Genomic DNA, 19,500 nt, shown 5'->3' with positions numbered 1-19,500 from the left:
TTTGCGGGATTCACGGAGATCAAAAACGGTGATCTGGATGATATCAAGAGAATGATTCACGACTACTTTTTGGATAAGGAAATACCAGTCTGGATTGGCTTACCAAGTTATCATGGTGACTTTCCTAAAGTCGTTCTTCCAGTGGGCCGCTGGGTAGAGATTGACATGGAAAAGGGAACAATAGAGATAGTTCCGGTTCCCGAGGCGAAGATAAAATAGAGAAAAGAGCGCCAGGCGCTCTTTTCTTTTATACAGTGGGATCTACATCTGTTCAGTCATTGAAATAATTTCGTGCCGCGTGATAAATCGCTATTGCTCCATCGGCAGCCGCGGTTACGATCTGCCGAACTTCCTTCTCTCTGACATCTCCTATTGCATAGACGCCTTTCGTCCTTGTCTCCATAAAATCATCGGCTCTTATGTATCCAAACTCATTCATCTCGAGCTTTCCCTTCAAGAACGAAGTGTTCGGAATCAACCCTATGAACACGAAGATTCCATCCACCCCCAAAGAAGTTATCTCGCCGCTGTCGACATTCCTTATGTTTACCTTCCTGACTTGTGAATCACCTTCCACAGAATCCACAACAGAGCTGTAAATGTACTCGACTTTCCCAGTTTCGTTGAGTTTCGTCTGCAGAAGTTTGTCGGCGGTTAGCTTTGGAAGATTTTGAATCACTGTTATTTTACTCACCATCTTACTCAAATAGAGCGACTCGTCAAGAGCGCTGTTCCCGCCGCCTATGACCGCAATGTGCTTATCGGAGAAGAAATGGCCGTCACAAGTGGCGCAGTAGCTGATCCCTCTGCCCTTGAACTCCTCTTCGCCTTTCACACTGAGCTTCCTTGGATTCGATCCTGTGGCCACTATTATTACTCTGGACTTTATTCTCTTTCCGTTGTCAAGCACCACTGCTTTCTCCAGTCCGTTGGTTTCGATGTCCACAACCTCCGCATACGTAAAGGGAACATCAAAGGCTCTTGCGTGATCTGCCATCTTCTCGCTCAGTTCCATTCCGCTGATGCTTGTGAACCCCGTCCAATTCTCAACAGACTGGGTGTTGTTAATCTGACCGCCATCTAGAGCTTTCTCAACGATTATTGGTTTGAGACCAGCCTGGACAGCGTATATTCCCGCTGTAATTCCACCTGGACCGCCTCCAATAATCGCGACATCGTAATATTCTTTAAGATCTGATTTCTTCGCGCTCCCAAGTTCGAAAAACGACATTTCACGCCTCCTCAAACGGCCTTCATTACTTGATCAACAAACTGTCCTTCTGGATAAGCTCCGACAAAGGTCACCTTGTCATTTATAACGATCTGCGGAACGGATGAGACACCGTACTTCTTTGACAGTTCCTGGAACTCGTTTGCCTCGACCATGTAGGCCGTCACGTTTTTGTTGACCATCGCGATATTATGCGCTGTAAGAACTGCCTTCGGACAGTAAGGGCATGTAGTTGTTACAAAGACCTTTATATCTACTGGAGAATCTATCGTCTCAATCCTCTTTATAGACTCTGCAGACAGCTCGGAAATCGCTCCCTTGGAAAATGAGACGATGTTCTGCAAGAGCGAGCCAAATTCGTGCCCCGCAGGTATTCCCAAGAACCTTACGCCCTTGTCGTCTCCGTCGGGAGTGAGAAGAATTGTGCTGGGAGCCAATTCAACACTGTATTTGCCTGCCATTTCGGAATCCAGCTCATGAACCTCATAGCTGATCTTTGTTTCGAGTTCCGAGAGCTCCTTCAGCATTTGCTCGGCAGTCGAACAGTAATCGCAGTTTTTTTCACTCTTGAAGAGCAAAGCTTTCACAGAACCTTCCATGTTGCTGAAAATCTCCTTCACTTGCTTTGTTATATTATCAGGCAATAACTTGGCCATGACTATCCCTCCTTAGAAATAAATAACTTATACCCTATTGGGGTATCATAACACCTGTATATTACTCTTCCTTTGACAACTTGTTTACAGAATTGTCCCCGAACCATCTGCTGATTCCCACAACCATGCAAATGACCATGAAGAGAAGCATAATCCGCAACCATTCACCTGGATAGAAGTACCTGAAATGAACAGACATAAGTCTTATTGCAGTAACGATAGCTGAAAAGGTGAAGACGCAGTCGACCAGCTTCCATTTTCCCTGCAAGATGAGATAGTTCTTGAAGAATTCCTGTCGAGTATATCCCATCGAAAGAAAAAGCATCCTGAAAGTGTCATCATATCTGGAAGTATGTTTTCCCAGTGATCCATACACATAAAGATACGCAATGAAGAAGAGAGCAACGTTCATGAGTCTGTCGTGGCGCGCAAAGACAATGTTGGCCAAGAATATTACGCCGCTGGCAAAAGCAACATTCATGAATAGCAGAAAGAAAGTCGGCTTCCTTATTTGACGCTGAAATGCAAAAACCGAGGCCACCGATAAGACGGTGGCCAACAGAGTAAGAATAATAACGCTAAAAAAGACGTGAAGAGTCTCACTAATCAGCAATCAGATCACTTCTTGCTGTCCTTCTCACTTACACTTGAACTCTCTTTTCCATCCTTGAAGATTTCCGCCATGGAACCTAATGAACTGAGCATCGCACTGCTCTCGTATGGTAAGAAGACCTTATTTGCCTTGCCGTCGGCAATCTGCTTCAATGCGTCAAGATACCTGATAGCAATTAAGTCTTTTGTGGGATCTCCCTCATGAATTGCCTTGAAGACATTGATCGTTGCATTTGCCTGACCTTCGGCCTCCGCTATCAGTTTGAACTTATTGGCCTCCGCCACTCTCTTTATCGATTCGCTCTGGCCCTCGGCCTGAAGAATCGCCGACATCTTGTCGCCTTCGGCCTTGGTTATCTCTGACTGTTTGTAACCCTCTGCTTCAAGAATGACGGCCCTCTTGGTTCTTTCGGCCTTCATCTGCTTGGACATTGCATCCATAATATCTTGAGGTGGGTCGATCTTCTTGATCTCGACTCTGGTAACCTTGACACCCCATTTGTCCGTAGCCTCGTCCAGGACTTCTCTGAGAGTGACGTTGATCCTTTCTCTGGAAGTGAGCGTCTGGTCAAGTTCCATTTCTCCGATTACATTTCTGAGGTTTGTCTGAGCGAGTTTGATTGCGGCGATTTCGAAGTTTGAGACGTTATAGACAACTCTAAACGCATCGGTTATCTGATAGTAGATAATCGCGTCGACAGTTACCACGACATTGTCCTTGGTAATGACCTCCTGAGGAGGCACATCTATTACGGTCTCTCTCAGGTCTACCTTGACCATTCTTTCGATAAAGGGAATAATAAACTGAAGACCGGGCTGAGCGTCTCTTCTGTACTTTCCAAGTCTCTCTACAAGTCCCTTTTCGAAAGGACGAATGATCTTTATTCCTGAAGCTGCAATAATGAAGATTACTGCTGCAAGTATCAACCAAAAAACCATTGTTAATCCCCCTTTCTATTGTTATTTACTTTCGTCGGCTATTCTCTCGACGTAAATCAGAGTGCCTTCAAGTCTCATCACCCTGACCAAAGAGTCAACCGGTATTGTTTCGCCATTTAACGAGGCCGCTCTCCAGTCCTCTCCGTCTATCCTGACTAATCCCTTTTCCAGCTGTGGATTTATCTCCACGGTCACGCGTCCTCTTGAACCTACAAGACCGTCAATGTACATCTTTTTTGGCGAATCGCCTTTGGAAAGCTTTCTGGCAATTGGTCTTGTGAGAAGCACAAGCAGGGTGCTGCTCAGTGCAAATACAAGTACCTGCCAGCCAAGGCTAAAAGAGAACATCGCCGCAAGACCTGCGAGAAAGGAACCGATCGAAAACCACAGAAAGAAGAACGTAGGAGTAATTATCTCTGCCACGAGTAAGACAACACCAAAAATCATCCAGCCTATGTAACCCATTCTTTACCTCCTCCCGGAGTACACAGAACAGCCTTACAATTCGAAAACATGTTCCGGGTGAACAAGAAAAACTTCAGTTCCCGTATCTTCCAGCTCCTTCTTGATTATATTATGCCATTTTTTTATCTTCGAAGTGTATCTTCCCGATATATGATACAATATCAATCTCTTTATCCCGGTGCTCTGCCTCACTGTATAGATGACTTCGTCTATACTTGAATGGTTTTGATTTCTTCTGTCTTTTCCGACGAGAAAGGTACATTCATGAAGGAGAGTCTCTGAATTGCTAATCGCTTCTGGGGGGAGAGCAAACGTGTCGCCGCTAATAGTCACGATTTTTTGAAGATAGGTGTCCGTAATCGCTTCTCTGCCTTTCGCCTTGACCACAGTGGCGATTTCCTTTGAAGAGAGACCGCCGTAGATCTCTTTCAACTTCCTTCTTTCTTCATAGATGTGATAACCGTAACTGATTTCGCCAATCGTGTGCTTCACTTTGAAGGGAGTGACATGCCTTCTGAAACTGCCCGCCGTTCTTAGATATACTTCGTCCCCAACGCTCAGTGGATTCAGTATCATGTTGTATCTCAGTCTGGGATTCATTTCAATAATGAAATCCAAATAGGCTTCTATGGCTCGATTTCCCGAAGGAAAATTGATTCTCAACTGCTTATTACGGTCACCCATGGCTGTATTTCTTGTATTTATAAGACCCCAGAGACCCGAGATATGATCGACGTGCCCGTGAGTAAGAAAGATGTCCTTTATTGCATATACACTGTTTCCAAGAACAGTGGATATGCCCTCTCCTACATCGAAGAGGACCCTTTCGGGTCTATATAGAATCCATGTAGAGTAGAGCGCCTTCGAGAATATCTGAAACTCCAAATTATTATTCCTCCAGGCCTTCCACTTTCAGAGCGATCTTTCCCTTCACATTGCCTGGAAGTTTGACATCCACTTTGTATTCGCCAGTTTGTTTGATATGATCCTCCAGATCGATTTCTCTCTTGTCAATATCAACGTTTATCACGGACTTTATATGGCTGGAAATATCTCCCGAGGTTACGGCTCCAAATAGCTTGCCACTCACGCCTGACTTTGCCTTTATTGTGAAGTGATGCTTTTGAAGCTCATGAAGCAACTCCTCGCTCGCTTTCCTTATCCTTTCTTCCTTTTCTTCCCTCTGTTTCTGCGTCTGCCTAAGTTTCGCCATCTCTTTGGCATTGGCTTCAACCGCAAAACCCTTAGGAATCAGGAAGTTTCTACCGTAGCCGTCCGACACATTCTTCACTTCACCGGCTTTTCCAACGTTACTTAAGTCCTTAAGAAGAATTACCTTCATAGAAAACCTCCTTTAAAAAAAGGGAGGCTCTTCGCCTCCCGAATTGATTATCACTCTTTAGTATAAGGAAGCAGAGCCATGAATCTCGCCCTCTGAATCGCTTCCTTCACCATCCTCTGGTGTTTCGCGCAGTTTCCCGTAATTCGTTTTGGAATTATCTTACCCTTCTCTGTCACATAATCACGGAGCAAAGAAATATTCTTATAATCAATGTATGTCGTCTTTGTACCGCAGAGTCTACACTTTCTTCTGCTTCTTCCTCTTCTTCTGTTGTCTCTTACCATAATCTTCCTCCTACACTAAAATGGGATATCATCGCTCCCGGAGTCTTCTGTCTCACTTCCAAAGAAAGTAATGTCATCGTTTCCCGTGGCTTCAATCACACCGGTATCCTGCGATGGTCTGTCAAAACCTCCGGAAGACTGTTGGGCCTGGGCTTTGGTTTCCATGAACCGAATATTGGAAGCCGCGACTTCCGCGTTCGATCTTGGTTCCCCATCCTGGGTCTTCCACTTGTTGATTCTCAAAGAACCCTCAACAAGTATCAGTCTGCCTTTGGTTATATAGTTTCCGACAAACTCAGCCGTCTTGCCAAAAGTCACAATCCTTATGAAATCAGTGTTGTCATTGTTAGACGATGGAACATTCCTATCTACCGCAAGAGTGAACGTCGTTATCTGGGTACCGCTTGCAGCAAACTTGATCTCAGGATCGCGAGTCAGCCTACCTATCAGGACAACATGATTGTAGCTAATAGACATTTCTTACTCCTCCGTCTGCTTTACTTCTTCAACCGCCTCGGTTTCCACGCCGGGCGTTTCATCAGAGCTATCTTCTACAATGGGCTCGGCCGCTACTCCTACGTTCTCCGCTGCTTCAACAGTCTCTGGTTCTACTACCGTTTCAGCCGGTTTCAGCGAGGCCTTCTTTTCCGCCTTCTCAAGGTCCTCTCTCCTGAAGGTCTGCCACCTGAAAACATCGGGTGTAATACCGTAGAATCTCTCAAGAATGTCTACCGTTTCGGGTTCGGCCCTGAACTGAATTACTGTGTAGTCACCTTCACTGAAGCCCTTTGCAACTCTGTAAGCGAGCTTTCTAATACCCCATCTGTCGAACTTTTCGATGGTTCCTCCGACACGTTCAACAATGTAGTCTCTTACCCTTTCAGCCATAGCATTACGCTCTTCTTCGTCTAGCTTTGGCGAGACTATGAACATCGTTTCGTAAATCCTTTTCATTAACTTCCTCCTCCCTTGGACTGTGGCTTTGCCTTATGTGGCAAAGCGGGATTTCAACGCATAGAATTATAACACAATGCCAGAATTCTTCAAGAGCGGCCATCTGAATAATGCTTTCTCAAAAAGAAATGCAGAACACTGTTACCATTTTCACAACCGAAATCAAAAATATCTCCTATAATGTAAACTGAAATAAGCTATATGATCTGATCGATATGAAAAGGAGGTGCAGCATGAAAACCGCAATCATCTATGCAACGAGGAGCGGGACAGCCGAAAAATGCTCAGAAAAACTCTCTGAAATGCTCTCCGGCGAAAGTGCCGTCATCGACATCAAGAAAGTCCCTTCGCCAGACCTGTCTGGATATGATGCAGTCATCGTTGGAGCTTCCATCAGAATCGGCAAAGTGCAGAAAGAGATTTCCGAATTCGTACAGAAAAACCTTGAAACGCTTAAGGAGAAGCGCCTGGGCATCTTTCTCTGCATGGGTGCTGGAGAAGAAAGTTTCAGCGAATACTTGTCTCAAAACTTCCCACAGGAATTTCTCGACAGGTGCAAAGCCAGAGGTTTCTTTGGAGGTGAGTTCAATCTCGAGAGATTGGGATTCCTTTCGAAAATGATGTTGAAAGCCGCCTCAAAGGGTAAGCCACAGCCCCATATTATCCCGGGCAATATTGATAGATTTGTCAATGACTTTGAGAATTAGTCGGCCCATCTGTTTTCGGAAACACCCAGTAAGGACCACATTTCAGGAGGAAAGAGGATGAGGAGAAGTATCCTTATAAAAGTACTTGTCGCAATTGGAATTGCCGTAGCGGTCCTGTTAATAATTATGTTTGTATTTGTTGTTCCAAAACTGGAAGCCGAACTGAAGGAACTGGACACACTCGAATTCGCACCGCTCAATCTAGCTGATTTGGATGACGGCTTCTACGAGGGCAGCTTCGGAGCTGGAATTGTGAGTGCAACTGTAAGAGTCGCTGTATCTGGGCACGAGATTAAATCAATTGAGATCGTTAAGCACAATCATGGCAGAGGGAAACCCGCGGAAGAGATCACCCTATCGGTTATCGAGAACCAGTCTGTAGAGGTCGATGTAGTTTCCGGGGCGACCTACAGCAGCAAGGTAATTCTAAAAGCCATCGAAAATGCCTTAAACAGATAGGAGAGATCGTAGTGGATCTACTTTTCTTCTTTCAGGCTGAATCCTTCCATAAAAGTTTTCTGGAACAATAACAGCATAATCAAGGGAGGAACCATGGCGATTATGGCTCCCGCCATTATTATATTCCACTCCGCTGCCTGAGCCTCACTGGCCAGCAGCATCTTTATTCCTATCTGAACCACCCTCATATTGTTGCTGTTGGTAACAATCATAGGCCACAGATACTCGTTCCACATATATGTGAATTCAATAAGAAAAAGGGCTCCGACATTGGTCTTCGAAAGAGGTATGAGAACACTGAACAGGAACCTCATCGGTCCCGCTCCGTCGATCCTCGCCGCATCTGAAAGAGAAGAGGGAACGGTCATGAACAACTGCCTGAAGAGAAGCGTGCCTGTTGCGCTGGCGAAAAAAGGAATTGTAAGCGCCCGATAAGTGTTGACCCAGCCGAATGTCCTCATCAGCTCATAAGTGGGCACGATTCTGATCGGGAGCGGCAGCATGTGAGTTATCAGTATAACTGCAAAAAAGAAGTACTTCCCTTTGAAATTGCCGAAATAGGTAAAAGCAAAGGCAGCGAGCATCGAAAGAAATATCTTTGCAAGCGCCACGGTAATCGAAATGAATGCACTGTTGAAGATCAATCTTCCCATATTGACGGTCTTCCATGCCGTCGCGAAGTTATCGAATGCGTGAATGCTTGGGATGAACTTAGGAGGGAATGAGTAGGCTTCCTTCTCGTCGAATGTACTCATAGTAAACGCATAGTAAATCGGAAACATTAGTACTACGAGCGCTATTGTTAGAAAGAGATAGCTCAGAAAAATCGATGATTTTCTCTGCTTCATCTAGTTCACCCCACCGTCATCCATAGAAAACCTTTTGCTCGGCAAATCTGAACTGAAGAACCGTCAAGATGGCTACAAAAACGAAAAGTACTATTGATTGAGCTGATGCGAAGCCGGTATCAAGGTTTATGAATCCGTCTCTGTACAACTTGTAGACAAGGACTTGAGTTGCATCTCCCGGGCCGCCCTTCGTCATTATGTCGATCAGTCCGAAGACCTGAAAGAAGGCGTACAGCGTGTTCATAATCAGCAGAAAGAAAGTGGTCGGCGACAACAACGGAATAGTGATCTTGAAGAATCTGCGAAGGCTCGACGCGCCATCTATAGCAGAAGCCTCCATCAATTCTTGAGGAATCGTTTGGAGTCCTGATAGGAAGAAGATAATATTGTAACCGAGCATTTTCCACGAAGCTGCAATGATTACCGCAACGAGGGCAACCTTTCCATCCATCATCCAGTTAACGTTAGCTCCGAAGATCGCCTTCAGCAAAAACGTGATCGGCCCACTCGAAGGGCTGAACATCAGTGCCCAGATCGTACCTGCAACGGCCGGTGAAATTGCATAAGTCCAGATGAAAAGAGTTCTATAAACTTGCAGCCCCTTCAGCTTCTGATTGAGAAGTACCGAAAGCAGCATTCCCAGAGTCAGACCGATCAGTACGACGAAAACTGCAAAAACAAGCGTGATTACAAGGCTGTCAATGTAGTCGGAAGATTTGAAGAGCTTGGAGAAATTATACCAGCCCACGAATATCAGCCTGTCACCAAAAGGAGAGACCCTGAAGAAACTCAAATACAGCGACTGAATAGTTGGAACAATCAAAAAGATGATGACCACGACCACCGAAGGTAGAAGTAGCAAGTAGGGTAAGAACCTGTTTGGAAAACGACTATGCATGCTTTATCACCGTCCGGAAAATACTAAAGATCCCCTGACATTTCTGTCAGGGGATCCAGAAGAAAATTACTTGCCGTAGATCGATGTGTATTCTTCAAGAATAGTGTTCGTCTTTTCTGCCGCATTGTCGAGAATTCTCTTCGCTTCTGCTTCGAAATCCGTTCCGGTGTACTGTATAGCGTTTTCAATAGCCCCATCGACAACATCCCTTATAGCGACGAAATTACCGAGTCTCACTCCCTGGGCCTCAGGAATTCTCGTTCCCGAAAGAATCTGAAGGAAGGCCGTCAGGTGATTTGGATTCTCGGCAAACCAACCTTCGTCCATGAGCTTCTTGACTGCACTATTGGTGGTAGGGAAGTAGCCCGTCGACTTGTGCCACTCGGCAGTAACTTCAGTCTTCATAAGGTACTGGAAGAATTTCCAGATCGCCTCATATTCTTCGTCGGTGTGGCCTTTCATTACCCACAGAGTTGCTCCTCCAATGACAGAGTTCCCCTTCGGATACCCGGGTATGACCGGCAGGAAAGTTGTTCCCATTTCGAAATCGGCTTTTGACTCTATAGAACTTACCGATGATGTCGACTGAATCAACATGGCAACCTGCTTGGTCAGGAAGGCCTGGTTGGCATCGTACTCCCTGCCGCCATACATGAAGACTTTCGCCTGAGCCCACTTTATCCATTCCGCAAGAACCTTGACACCAAAAGCGTCGTTGAAATAAACCTCTGTCGCCTTGCCGACTCTACCGTTTTCATTGTTCGCGTAGAACTGGCCATGAACCGAATGTGTCTGCTCAAAGACCCACGCAGGCCAGCCAAAGGAAATTCCCCCCTGTGCGGCTCCCGATTCTACGATTATCCTTCCCATGTCGTATAGTTCATCAAAAGTCGAAGGAGGCTTGTTGGGATCAAGTCCGGCTGCTCTGAAAATATCTTTGTTGTAATAGAGAATGGCGCTTGAAGAGTTAAATGGCATTGAATAGAGCTGGTCGCCTACTGTGTAATAATCGAGAATAGGGCCAATCACGTCTCCCCAATCAAAATAGGGACCAGAAAGCTCAAAGACCGGTTTGATTGCGTTGCTGTCCAGCATCGTCTGAAGACCGACCTCGTAAACCTGCACGATGTGAGGCTGATTTCCCGCTCGATATGAAGCTATTGCCTTGGTAAGAGTCTCGGCATACGAGCCAGTGAACTGAGCAACTACCTCAATGTTGGGATTTTCTGAGTTAAACCCCTCTACAATTGCATCGACTGCACCCAATCTGCTACCGCTCATAGCGTGCCAAAAATTGATAGTAGTCTTTCCAAAAGCAAAGATAGACAGACACAGAAGAACAAACACAAGAAGCTTTTTCATACAGAACCCTCCCTTTTCGGAAATTGAAAACGGCAGAATACCGAAATAATTATAGCACCAAGAGATCCCCTCAAGAAGCTCCCTGAGAAGCTAACAGAATTGGATATCGTACACCAGACCCCGCATATCGCTTCGTTCTCGTTCTTTGAAAAGAAAGCATCGCTCACAAACTATTTCGAAAGACTGACCAGTCATTCACTCGGCAGGTTGTTTTCAACTGTCATTAGAAGCCAATGAAATACTATTCAGAGAGATAGTTCACAATTTCTGGATCCGAAAGATTCATCTGGAATTCAATCGCGATCTTCGGAACGCAAAGTAAACGATCGTCATAATGATTGCGGATAGGAGCCCGATAAATCCAAAGAGCCTGAAGGCAAAGAAAACTGAGAATGCGTCGATAATTATTCCGCCTCCGATTGACCCCACGATGAATGTAAGTCCCGACCTTACAATCCAGAAGACACTCTGAGCGAAAATCAGCCGCCTGCCGGAAAGTCCATAATGGATGAAGTGAAAAAGCGCGTAATACATTAGAATATACGTCAAACCGTGCAACGATTCCACCAAATAGAGCGCGTAAACGTTTGTCGCGAAGGAGACGAGAATCATCCTGACTCCAATTACAGCCATACCGAATAGCAGGATCTTCATACTGCCAATTTTCTCTATTATTCTGTCGGCGACCAACAGGAAGGGAATCTCAGAAAGAGCCGTAATTGCGAAGACAACCCCAACGACTGAGGAATCCATACCGTTCTGCCTCGTAAAGACTGCAATGAAAGAATTATGGAAGGAGTTCAACGTAATTCCAAAAAACATTCCGATTGTCATCACAGAAAACTGAAGAAGGGAACCTGCACCGGCAGAGTTTTCCGGGGCTGATCTTCTCGATTCGCCCGACTTTTTCTTGAGGAATATTGGTGAGAAGGCCAGAACAACGGATGTGGCTGCAAATAACCAGAAGAAACTGATTCCGACGAGACTGCTCAACAACAGAGAGGTAACTGCAAACCCTATCGTGCCAAAAAGCCTCACCCGATCAAAACGACCACCCGTATTCTTGAGAATCGTCATTATTATCGAATCACCGAGTGGAACAACTCCCGAAAAGAAGAGAGAGAAGAGGATCATGAAGAGTAAGGATGTAAGGAAATCGCCGGCGGTAAATATGGGCCATATGCATACGGCTGAAGAAAGAGATACGATATAATAGATTCTGTTCTGACCCAGTCTGGAGCTGATTTTGAACCACAGAGGGCTGGAAACCAGCGAGACGACCGGTAGGACCGCCATCAGTATCCCGATTTCGGTTGAGGAAAAACCCGAGATGTCGAAGTATTGACTAAGCAGATTCTTAGTCGCAAGGCTAGCATATATTAGTGCTTCAAAGAATAGTATATTAAGATTCAACGTAATCTCCCCCACGCAACTAGTGGAAATTATACAACCTGAAATTCCAAAAAAACAGAATGGAGTGTGATTATGAGACTTATCTTCAAATCAATGACCGTTTGCGTTATTCTTCTTATTTCAACTGCGCTTTCCGCGACCGCAGAGTTCGATGTACAGGGGCACCGCGGTGGCAGGGGTCTCATGCCAGAGAATACAATTGCCGCCTTCACGCACGCTCTGGAACTGGGTGTTGACACCATTGAACTTGACACGGTAGTTACGAAAGACGGTGTCGTTGTGATCAATCATGAAGCGTATCTTAATCCACAGCGAACAAGAAAAGACGGGCAATTCATTCCAGAAAAGATACTCATAAAGGATCTTACTTTCGAAGAGCTCAAAGAGTTCGACATTGGAAGGCTTAGCAAACCGGAAGACTGGCCCGAGCAGACCCAGCTGGACGGCCAACGCGTTTCATCACTGGAAGAAGTGCTTTCTCTGGTACATGGACATAACGATTCACACGGAAAATCGGTTAGGGTGAACATTGAGATCAAGCATTTCCCCGATAGGCCTTCAGACACAATCGACCTGAGAGAACATGTTCAGAAAGTCCTGGAGATACTTTTGAAAAAAGGCTTTGAGGAGCTGGCAACAATACAGTCCTTCGACTGGGAGGCGCTCAAGATTTCGAAAGAACTTGAACCCTCAGTTCAGACTGCCGCTCTTGTGTCGAAAACCAATCTGGACAAGTCAATCTGGACTTCAGGGCTTAGATTGAGGGACTTTGGATTCGACATCGGAAGAATGCTGGTCAGCATCGGCTGCAGCGTAATTTCGCCCAGTTACTCGTTGATGACCGACGGCTGGGTGGAGAGCGCCCATCAATCCGGTTTGAAGATTGTTCCCTGGACTGTCAATGATCTCCAGGAGATGAAAAGATTGATCGATCTTGGCGTTGACGGGATCATTACCGACTATCCTGATAGGCTCATTGAGCTGCTTTCTAACCGATAGAAAAGCCTTTCTCGTTGAGAAAGGCCTCTCATAAAAACGTTTTACACATCACCATTATTGATTATACATCATTTTGCCGTTAATTAGCTCAAACCACACTTAACAAAGGCAAAGACGCGACAGCAAATTACAGATCGAAAAACCTGGTGATCCTAATGAAGATAGAGTCCATGTTCCTGCACTCAATTGGCAGCATCAACGTGACTTCTTCACCCTCTATCTTTCCGTTGCAGATGATACGACTCGAATCGTAGGGTCCGCAATGTTCTGGAGCAAACTCCTCCCCTTCATCATCCAGTTCAACGTCCTGAGGTCTAAATGCTCTTCCTCTAACTCTGTTGATTCCCATAACAGAGAAAAGTTCCAGCACAAAGAGAGAATCTGGTTTATCATAGATCTCCGTTGGAGAACCTTGTCTTACAATGATTCCGCCATCCATAATATAGACTCTATCCGTTATGGCCATGGCATCTTCCGGGTCGTTCAATACTATGAGAACGGACTCTCCTAGCGCCATCAGCATTCTCTTGATCATCGATCTCATTTCTATTCTGATCTTCTTGTCGAGTCTCTCGAACGGTTCATCCAGCATTATGAGATTGAATTTCTTCACCGTTTCTCTCGCAAATGCAGTCAGCTTCTTCATACCGGCCGGCAGCTCTTTCGGCCAGCGGTCAAGATAGTCAGACAGGCCATCAAGCTCTCCTGCCCTTTTACTGACCTTGGCATCGGCCTCCCTGTCCTTCATCACCGAGAGAGGAAATGCAATGTTATCGTGAGTATCCATATGAGGAAATAAGGCGTTATCCTGAAACACAAATGCGAGTCCCCTTAGATGCGGTTCCAGAAAGGTCACATCTTCCTCGTTGATCGCCACACTTCCAGAGAGCGGCTCTTGGAGTCCGGCAATAGTTCTTAACAATAGCGTTTTGCCGCAGCCGGAAGGTCCTATTAGACCTACAATCTCCCCGTTCTCCACAGAGAGATCGATAGGCCCTAGATCGAAGCTTCCAATTCTGCTCCTCAGATCTCTCACTTCGAGAGTTTTCATCTAATCACCTCCCTCTAATGATAATTATATCTATTGCATGTGGCAAAGTTCGCCACCCATGAACTCCCCTCTCAAGAGTCTGCTCATTTCCATCGAAATGATCTGTTTGAGAACCACCGTCAGTCGAGCTATACTATTACTAGAGCGTTAGCCGGTTCTTATGTTGCTTTTCTTTACAATATGCAAGAAGTTATAATGAAGAAAATACTAATGCATGGGAGTGACAAAAGTGTCGAGAGATCTTCTTACCAAGGCTGAATCATACCGCGAGGAACTTACAGAATTTCTTAGAGATCTTGTTAGTATCAAGAGCTTCTCCGCCGGCGAAAGAGAAGTGGTCCAGAGAATTCGAAAAGAGATGGAGAAAGTTGGATTCGATGAAGTTAGGATAGATGGACTGGGGAATATTCTTGGCAGAATAGGATCCGGCAAGAGAGTGATTGCAATGGACGCCCACATCGATACCGTCGAAGTCGGAAACGAGAAGCTCTGGGAAGTAGATCCCTTCGGCGGAGTGGTCTCTGACGGAGTAATCTACGGAAGGGGAGCTTCAGATCAAAAGGCCGGAATGGCAGCAATGGTCTATGGAGCCAGGATAATGAAAGAAGAGGGGCTTCTGGGAGACTTCACCCTTTACGTTACAGGAACGGTAATGGAAGAGGATTGCGACGGTCTGTGCTGGAGATACATAATCAAGGAAGACGGTATAATACCGGATTATGTCGTCATTACCGAACCGACGAACTTGAACATCTACAGGGGACACAGGGGAAGAATGGAGCTTCAAGTGAGAACCTCGGGACTCTCCTGTCACGCGAGCGCTCCCGAGCGCGGGATTAACGCAATATACAAGATGAGCCGAATCATTGAAGAAATCGAGAGATTAAATGAAAGACTCACGGACGATTCCTTCCTGGGAAAGGGAACGATAGCGGTAACACAGATATTCTTCAAATCCCCTTCACAAAACGCCGTTGCCGACGAGTGCACTATTCAGCTCGATAGGAGGCTCACAGCTGGAGAGACAAAAGAGACGGTCATCAGAGAGCTGCAAGAGGCCATTCAAATGGCCGGAGAAGAGGCGGAAATTGTCGAGCTCTTCTATGAAAGACCTTCCTATACAGGAACCGTCTATCCCGTCGAGAAGTACTTCCCGACGTGGTTAATGGAAGAGGACAGCGAAATAGTGCAGAAAACCGTAAACACCTACAGAGAAGTTTTCGGTGAGGAGCCTTTCGTTGACAAGTGGACATTCTCAACCAATGGAATCGCAACGGCCGGCGTTTTCTCGATCCCAACAATTGGATTTGGCCCTGCAAATGAGATCTTCGCACACAGTCCCGACGATCAATGCCCTGTCGATCATCTGGTAAGGGCGGCGGCTATGTATGCCCTTCTTCCATTAAGGCTTTCACAATAGATTAGGAGGTAACAAGATGAGTAGTATTTTGAGAGGCAAAGACTTCATTACTACACAGGATTTCAGAAGAACGGAAATTGACCTTATGCTCGATCTATCTTCTGATCTGAAGAGAAGATTCGCAACGAATGATCCCACACCTTTGCTTCCATATCAGACGGTATTCTTGATGTTCTTCGATCAGTCCACCAGAACGCGAAATTCGATGGAAGCGGGAATAACCCAGCTTGGCGGTCATGCTCACTATTTAGATCCTTCAACGATGCAAACGGCTCATGGAGAGGTTCCTCGAGATACGGCCACGATTCTTTCGAGATACGGCCACGCTATTGCCGTCAGGCACTGCAAGTTCAAGGCGGGGAATCCTTACCTGAGATCTCTTGCCGAACATTCAGATGTTCCAATTCTCAATCTCCAGGATGACGTCTATCATCCTATGCAGGTTATGGCAGATATGATGACAATTCGAGAAAGATTCGGGACAAACTTGAGCGGCCTTAAAGTCGCAATAACCTGGGCCTACGCCGAGAGCCATCTCAAGCCTCTTTCCGTTCCGCAGTCCCAGATTCTTCTCTTCACTAGATACGGTATGGACGTGAAGTTAGCATATCCGAAAGGCTTCGATTTGATGCCCGACATAGTTGATCAGGCAAGGCTTAACGCAGAAGAGAGCGGGGCCAGGTTCGATATACTTCACGACATGGATGAGGCATTCAAAGATGCAGATATTGTGATTCCGAAATCATGGGGAGGATTCTATGTATCGGACGATCCTCAGGAGATCATGACGGAGGTCAGGAAGAACAAAGACTGGATTTGCACCCCCGAGAGAATGAAGCTTGCAAACAAGAGAGCGGTCTACATGCACGCGCTTCCAGCAGATCGAGGACGCGAAGTCGTGGACGAAGTGATCGACGGTCCGCAATCGATCGTAATAGACGAGGCCGAAAACAGACTTCACACCTCCAAGGCGGTCATGGCTCTCACAATGGGTGGAAGACCGTGAGTTTCGACCTCGCCCTTGAAAATGGAACTGTCTGTACCGGTGACAGGCTTTTCCCTGCAAATGTCTATGTGACGGGCGAGGAAGTCACAGTAATATCTTCAACTAGTGAAAAGTTTCCCGCAAGGGAAACTCTTGATTGCTCGGACTTGTTTTTGCTCCCAGGGTTTATCGATCCCCATGTGCATCTCAGTCTCAATCTGGGCAGGTACACTTCCGTCGATGATTTCGATTCGGGATCGGCTCTTGCCCTAAGTGGGGGAGTGACCACGCTGATAGATTTTCTCGATCCCGTCTCAAGTCTTTCAGACTTTGAGAAAGCAAAGAAGAGCCGGATGCAGACGGCTGCAGACAGCAGAGTAGATTATGCTTTTCACGTCACGCTTGCCGGGAGTCCCGAATTCTCTGCAGAAGAGATCGCGGAGGCGGCGATAGAGGCACGGATGCCTTCAATAAAGATCTTCACAACCTATAGTTCCTCCAATCGCAGAACGGGCGACGGGATGATTTACAGATTGCTTTCGCTTTCAAGTAAACTCGGATTCGTGTTACTTGCCCATTCGGAAAACGACGAGATAATCAACGAAATCGTTTCGGATTACAAAAGTTCGACCTTCAGAGAGCTCTCGTCTCTCAGGCCCACCATTAGTGAGCTGTCCGAAGTCGCCAAGCTCGCACTGATTTCGCTCGATAGAAAGGGTCAGCTTTATGTGGTTCATGTTTCGAGCGGAGAGACCACAAGAACGCTCTCTTCAATGGGTGGCGACTGGAGAGATTTCACAAGACTCGAGACCTGTCCACAATATCTTCTTCTGAACAACAAACCGCTTGAAGGAGAAGAAGGGTACCTCAACACCTACTGCCCCCCGCCCAGGAGCGAGAATGAGCGTCTATTATTAGTTTCTGCTCTGCAAAGGGGTGAGATATCCTCGATCGGAACGGACCACTGTCCCTTCCTCAAACAGGAAAAATCTGAGAATCGAGCCGATTATTCGAAAATGCCGAACGGCTCGGGATCACTGGGCCTTTCATTTGCTACTTTAAATACCCTGCTCAATGGAAATCTTGTCAAAGTCTCTGCCCTTCTTTCAGCGAATCCCGCCAGGATATTCGGTCTCTTTCCAAAAAGAGGACTCCTGGCTCCCGGTAGCGTGGCCAATATAGCAGTGGTTGACAGAGATGCGGAGATTACAGTGTTCAAGTCGCCTTTCACCAGGTCAGACCATTCACTGTATGAGGGAATGAAGCTCAAGGGCTCCGTTGAAATGGTAATCCACAGAGGAAAGATCTCCTTCAAGGATGGGGATGTGCTGCTTCCAAAGGCTTCGGGATGCTTCATCCAACGGGGAAGAGTACACTGGGGGGAAGGCAAATGCAGATAAACGGTGTTTCGATCTTCACAAATGACGGAGAGTTCATCGAAAGAGGGTACGTGAGAGTTGAAAATGGAGAGATTGTGAAAGTCTCTGCCGGCGATTGCAAGTATGATGGAGAGAATCTGTATTTCGAGGGCAGACTGCTGATGCCGTCGCTGGTAAATGCGCATACTCACATCTATTCGACTTTCTCGAGGGGATTGAGAGTGTCGCCCTTCAATCCCTCGTCCTTCACCAAGCTGCTGGAGGACTTATGGTGGCGGCTGGACAGAGCGTTGACTCATGAAGATCTGGAACTTTCCGCTTATGTCGCCGCCATAGAGTCTCTGAAAGGGGGAGTTACATCGCTCTTCGACCACAACTCCTCCCCAAATGCAATTGAGGGTTCTCTTGACAAGATAGCTTCTTCAGTAAATACTGTGGGCCTCAGATATTGCGGAGCCTATGAAGTCTCCGATCGAGACGGACTAGAACGACGAGACAGAGGAATTCGCGAGAATCTCGATTTCAGTAGAGAGAACACTGCTTATAAAAAAGGCATCTTCGGCTTTCACGCTTCTTTCACTCTCTCGAAGGAAACTCTATCTTTGGCCTCGAAGGAAATAGCCGGTAGGCTTCCGATACACGTTCATGTAGCCGAAGGACCCGAAGATCAGGAACACACGTTCAGCCTTTACGACCAGAGAATCCTGGAACGATTTCACAGAGCCGGACTCATGATTCAGAACTCGCTGTATGCGCATTGCATTCACACGACTTCATCTGAAAGGGCTCTCATAAACGATACGAAAGGCTATATAGTGGTCAACTGCCAGTCGAATATCAACAATGGCGTTGGCTTTCCAGAATGGAAGAAGTTCAATGATGAAGGTACTAACTTGCTGATGGGAAACGATGGTTACGGCTTCAATCTCTGTCACGATGCGAGATTTATGATCCTCTGCCCCCACTATGTTCATCGTGACCCGACAGCTAGCTATTCGGGCGATCTCACTCGTTCACTTTTTGGTTCGAATTATGATCTCGCAACGGGCGCATTCGGAGTGAATCTCGGAACGATCCGGGAAGGAAGTTCTGCAGATTTCATAGTCCTTAACTACCATAGTCCAACAGAGATCACTGCAGAAAATTTTTTGGATCATTTCTTCTTTGGAATCTGCGACAACATTTCGGTAAGCGACGCATTCGTGAGCGGAGAGAGAATACTCGCGGAAGGCAAACCTACAAGAATAGATGAAGACGATATATACAAAGAGGCGCGAAGACTGTACAAAGCTTTTGAGAAGAGGTTCTAAGGAGGTGCTGAGATGAATCTTTCGACAGAAGTGGCCGGAATTTATCTAAAGAATCCATTGATGCCTGCTTCCGGTCCACTCACAGGAGATCACAGAAAGATGCGCGCCATCGAGATGATGGGAGTCGGGGCAATGGTGACGAAAACCATATCCACCGTAGCCGCGAAGGTCCCGAGACCTTGCATA

Annotated in this window: 24 protein-coding genes; 9 read left to right on the top strand and 15 right to left on the bottom strand. The window is 46.3% G+C overall.

Annotation, left to right across the window (positions count from 1 at the left end):
• A partial coding sequence (locus ENN47_10185; protein HDP78530.1) for an LD-carboxypeptidase occupies nucleotides 1-219 on the top strand: 219 nt, incomplete at its 5' end.
• Nucleotides 220-271: 52 nt separating this feature from the next.
• On the opposite strand, the gene ENN47_10180 is transcribed toward ENN47_10185, so the two are convergent.
• The 10 genes from ENN47_10180 to rpsF all read right to left on the bottom strand — a co-directional run bounded on the left by ENN47_10180 (nucleotide 272) and on the right by rpsF (nucleotide 6,483).
• Nucleotides 272-1,231: a thioredoxin-disulfide reductase gene (locus ENN47_10180; GenBank protein HDP78529.1), complete on the bottom strand. Its 960-nt coding sequence runs from the start codon at nucleotides 1,229-1,231 to the stop codon at nucleotides 272-274.
• Between the two features lie 11 nt (nucleotides 1,232-1,242).
• Nucleotides 1,243-1,887, bottom strand: coding sequence for a glutaredoxin (locus ENN47_10175; protein ID HDP78528.1), 645 nt, complete (start codon nucleotides 1,885-1,887; stop codon nucleotides 1,243-1,245).
• A 61-nt stretch (nucleotides 1,888-1,948) separates the two neighbouring features.
• Nucleotides 1,949-2,500 carry a hypothetical protein gene (locus tag ENN47_10170; protein HDP78527.1) on the bottom strand — a complete coding sequence of 184 codons (552 nt, stop codon included), beginning with the start codon at nucleotides 2,498-2,500 and terminating at the stop codon, nucleotides 1,949-1,951.
• Nucleotides 2,501-2,505: 5 nt separating this feature from the next.
• Nucleotides 2,506-3,438, bottom strand: a complete 933-nt coding sequence (locus tag ENN47_10165) for an SPFH/Band 7/PHB domain protein (protein HDP78526.1) — start codon at nucleotides 3,436-3,438, stop codon at nucleotides 2,506-2,508.
• A gap of 21 nt (nucleotides 3,439-3,459) precedes the next feature.
• A complete protein-coding gene (locus ENN47_10160) occupies nucleotides 3,460-3,903 on the bottom strand; it encodes an NfeD family protein (protein ID HDP78525.1) in 444 nt (147 codons plus the stop codon).
• 33 nt (nucleotides 3,904-3,936) lie between these two features.
• The gene (locus ENN47_10155; GenBank protein ID HDP78524.1) at nucleotides 3,937-4,788 is read right to left on the bottom strand and encodes an MBL fold metallo-hydrolase; all 852 of its coding nucleotides are present in this window, start codon (nucleotides 4,786-4,788) and stop codon (nucleotides 3,937-3,939) included.
• Nucleotides 4,789-4,792: 4 nt separating this feature from the next.
• Nucleotides 4,793-5,245 carry a 50S ribosomal protein L9 gene (locus ENN47_10150; GenBank protein HDP78523.1) on the bottom strand — a complete coding sequence of 151 codons (453 nt, stop codon included), beginning with the start codon at nucleotides 5,243-5,245 and terminating at the stop codon, nucleotides 4,793-4,795.
• A 50-nt stretch (nucleotides 5,246-5,295) separates the two neighbouring features.
• Complete coding sequence (rpsR, locus tag ENN47_10145) at nucleotides 5,296-5,529, bottom strand: 30S ribosomal protein S18 (protein ID HDP78522.1); 234 nt, start codon at nucleotides 5,527-5,529, stop codon at nucleotides 5,296-5,298.
• A gap of 15 nt (nucleotides 5,530-5,544) precedes the next feature.
• Nucleotides 5,545-6,006 carry a single-stranded DNA-binding protein gene (gene ssb / locus ENN47_10140; protein HDP78521.1) on the bottom strand — a complete coding sequence of 154 codons (462 nt, stop codon included), beginning with the start codon at nucleotides 6,004-6,006 and terminating at the stop codon, nucleotides 5,545-5,547.
• A 3-nt stretch (nucleotides 6,007-6,009) separates the two neighbouring features.
• Nucleotides 6,010-6,483, bottom strand: a complete 474-nt coding sequence (gene rpsF / locus ENN47_10135) for a 30S ribosomal protein S6 (GenBank protein HDP78520.1) — start codon at nucleotides 6,481-6,483, stop codon at nucleotides 6,010-6,012.
• A gap of 233 nt (nucleotides 6,484-6,716) precedes the next feature.
• Here rpsF and ENN47_10130 point away from each other — a divergent pair, with 233 nt between their 5' ends.
• Both ENN47_10130 and ENN47_10125 read left to right on the top strand, forming a co-directional pair.
• Nucleotides 6,717-7,190: a flavodoxin gene (locus ENN47_10130; protein ID HDP78519.1), complete on the top strand. Its 474-nt coding sequence runs from the start codon at nucleotides 6,717-6,719 to the stop codon at nucleotides 7,188-7,190.
• A 57-nt stretch (nucleotides 7,191-7,247) separates the two neighbouring features.
• Nucleotides 7,248-7,649 carry an FMN-binding protein gene (locus ENN47_10125; protein ID HDP78518.1) on the top strand — a complete coding sequence of 134 codons (402 nt, stop codon included), beginning with the start codon at nucleotides 7,248-7,250 and terminating at the stop codon, nucleotides 7,647-7,649.
• A gap of 17 nt (nucleotides 7,650-7,666) precedes the next feature.
• Here ENN47_10125 and ENN47_10120 read toward each other — a convergent pair whose 3' ends face one another.
• From ENN47_10120 to ENN47_10105, 4 genes are all read right to left on the bottom strand, one after another.
• Nucleotides 7,667-8,497, bottom strand: a complete 831-nt coding sequence (locus ENN47_10120) for an ABC transporter permease subunit (protein ID HDP78517.1) — start codon at nucleotides 8,495-8,497, stop codon at nucleotides 7,667-7,669.
• 16 nt (nucleotides 8,498-8,513) lie between these two features.
• Nucleotides 8,514-9,395 (bottom strand): sugar ABC transporter permease, encoded by an 882-nt coding sequence (locus ENN47_10115; protein HDP78516.1) that lies wholly within the window; start codon nucleotides 9,393-9,395, stop codon nucleotides 8,514-8,516.
• A gap of 66 nt (nucleotides 9,396-9,461) precedes the next feature.
• Nucleotides 9,462-10,757 (bottom strand): ABC transporter substrate-binding protein, encoded by a 1,296-nt coding sequence (locus ENN47_10110; protein HDP78515.1) that lies wholly within the window; start codon nucleotides 10,755-10,757, stop codon nucleotides 9,462-9,464.
• Between the two features lie 282 nt (nucleotides 10,758-11,039).
• Nucleotides 11,040-12,170: an MFS transporter gene (locus ENN47_10105; GenBank protein ID HDP78514.1), complete on the bottom strand. Its 1,131-nt coding sequence runs from the start codon at nucleotides 12,168-12,170 to the stop codon at nucleotides 11,040-11,042.
• A 72-nt stretch (nucleotides 12,171-12,242) separates the two neighbouring features.
• Between ENN47_10105 and ENN47_10100 the strand changes: the two genes are divergently transcribed.
• Nucleotides 12,243-13,169, top strand: a complete 927-nt coding sequence (locus tag ENN47_10100) for a glycerophosphodiester phosphodiesterase (protein HDP78513.1) — start codon at nucleotides 12,243-12,245, stop codon at nucleotides 13,167-13,169.
• Between the two features lie 127 nt (nucleotides 13,170-13,296).
• Here the strand turns inward: ENN47_10100 and ENN47_10095 are convergent, their stop codons facing one another.
• Nucleotides 13,297-14,220: an ABC transporter ATP-binding protein gene (locus ENN47_10095; protein ID HDP78512.1), complete on the bottom strand. Its 924-nt coding sequence runs from the start codon at nucleotides 14,218-14,220 to the stop codon at nucleotides 13,297-13,299.
• 229 nt (nucleotides 14,221-14,449) lie between these two features.
• Here ENN47_10095 and ENN47_10090 point away from each other — a divergent pair, with 229 nt between their 5' ends.
• The 5 genes from ENN47_10090 to ENN47_10070 all read left to right on the top strand — a co-directional run.
• Nucleotides 14,450-15,640 (top strand): YgeY family selenium metabolism-linked hydrolase, encoded by a 1,191-nt coding sequence (locus tag ENN47_10090; GenBank protein HDP78511.1) that lies wholly within the window; start codon nucleotides 14,450-14,452, stop codon nucleotides 15,638-15,640.
• Nucleotides 15,641-15,656: 16 nt separating this feature from the next.
• Nucleotides 15,657-16,646 carry an ornithine carbamoyltransferase gene (locus ENN47_10085; GenBank protein HDP78510.1) on the top strand — a complete coding sequence of 330 codons (990 nt, stop codon included), beginning with the start codon at nucleotides 15,657-15,659 and terminating at the stop codon, nucleotides 16,644-16,646.
• Entirely contained in the window at nucleotides 16,643-18,025 is a 1,383-nt protein-coding gene (locus ENN47_10080; protein HDP78509.1) for an amidohydrolase, read from the top strand. The genes ENN47_10085 and ENN47_10080 overlap by 4 nt, the downstream gene beginning before the upstream one ends.
• Nucleotides 18,016-19,314, top strand: coding sequence for an amidohydrolase (locus tag ENN47_10075; GenBank protein ID HDP78508.1), 1,299 nt, complete (start codon nucleotides 18,016-18,018; stop codon nucleotides 19,312-19,314). Before ENN47_10080 ends, ENN47_10075 begins: the two co-directional genes overlap by 10 nt.
• Before the next feature lie 12 nt (nucleotides 19,315-19,326).
• Nucleotides 19,327-19,500: dihydroorotate dehydrogenase (locus ENN47_10070; protein ID HDP78507.1), on the top strand; the 174-nt coding region annotated here is incomplete at its 3' end.

The sequence above is a fragment of the Mesotoga infera genome (genome assembly GCA_011045915.1).
Taxonomy (GTDB): domain Bacteria; phylum Thermotogota; class Thermotogae; order Petrotogales; family Kosmotogaceae; genus Mesotoga; species Mesotoga infera_D.
This window is presented reverse-complemented; position numbering and strand designations above follow the sequence as displayed.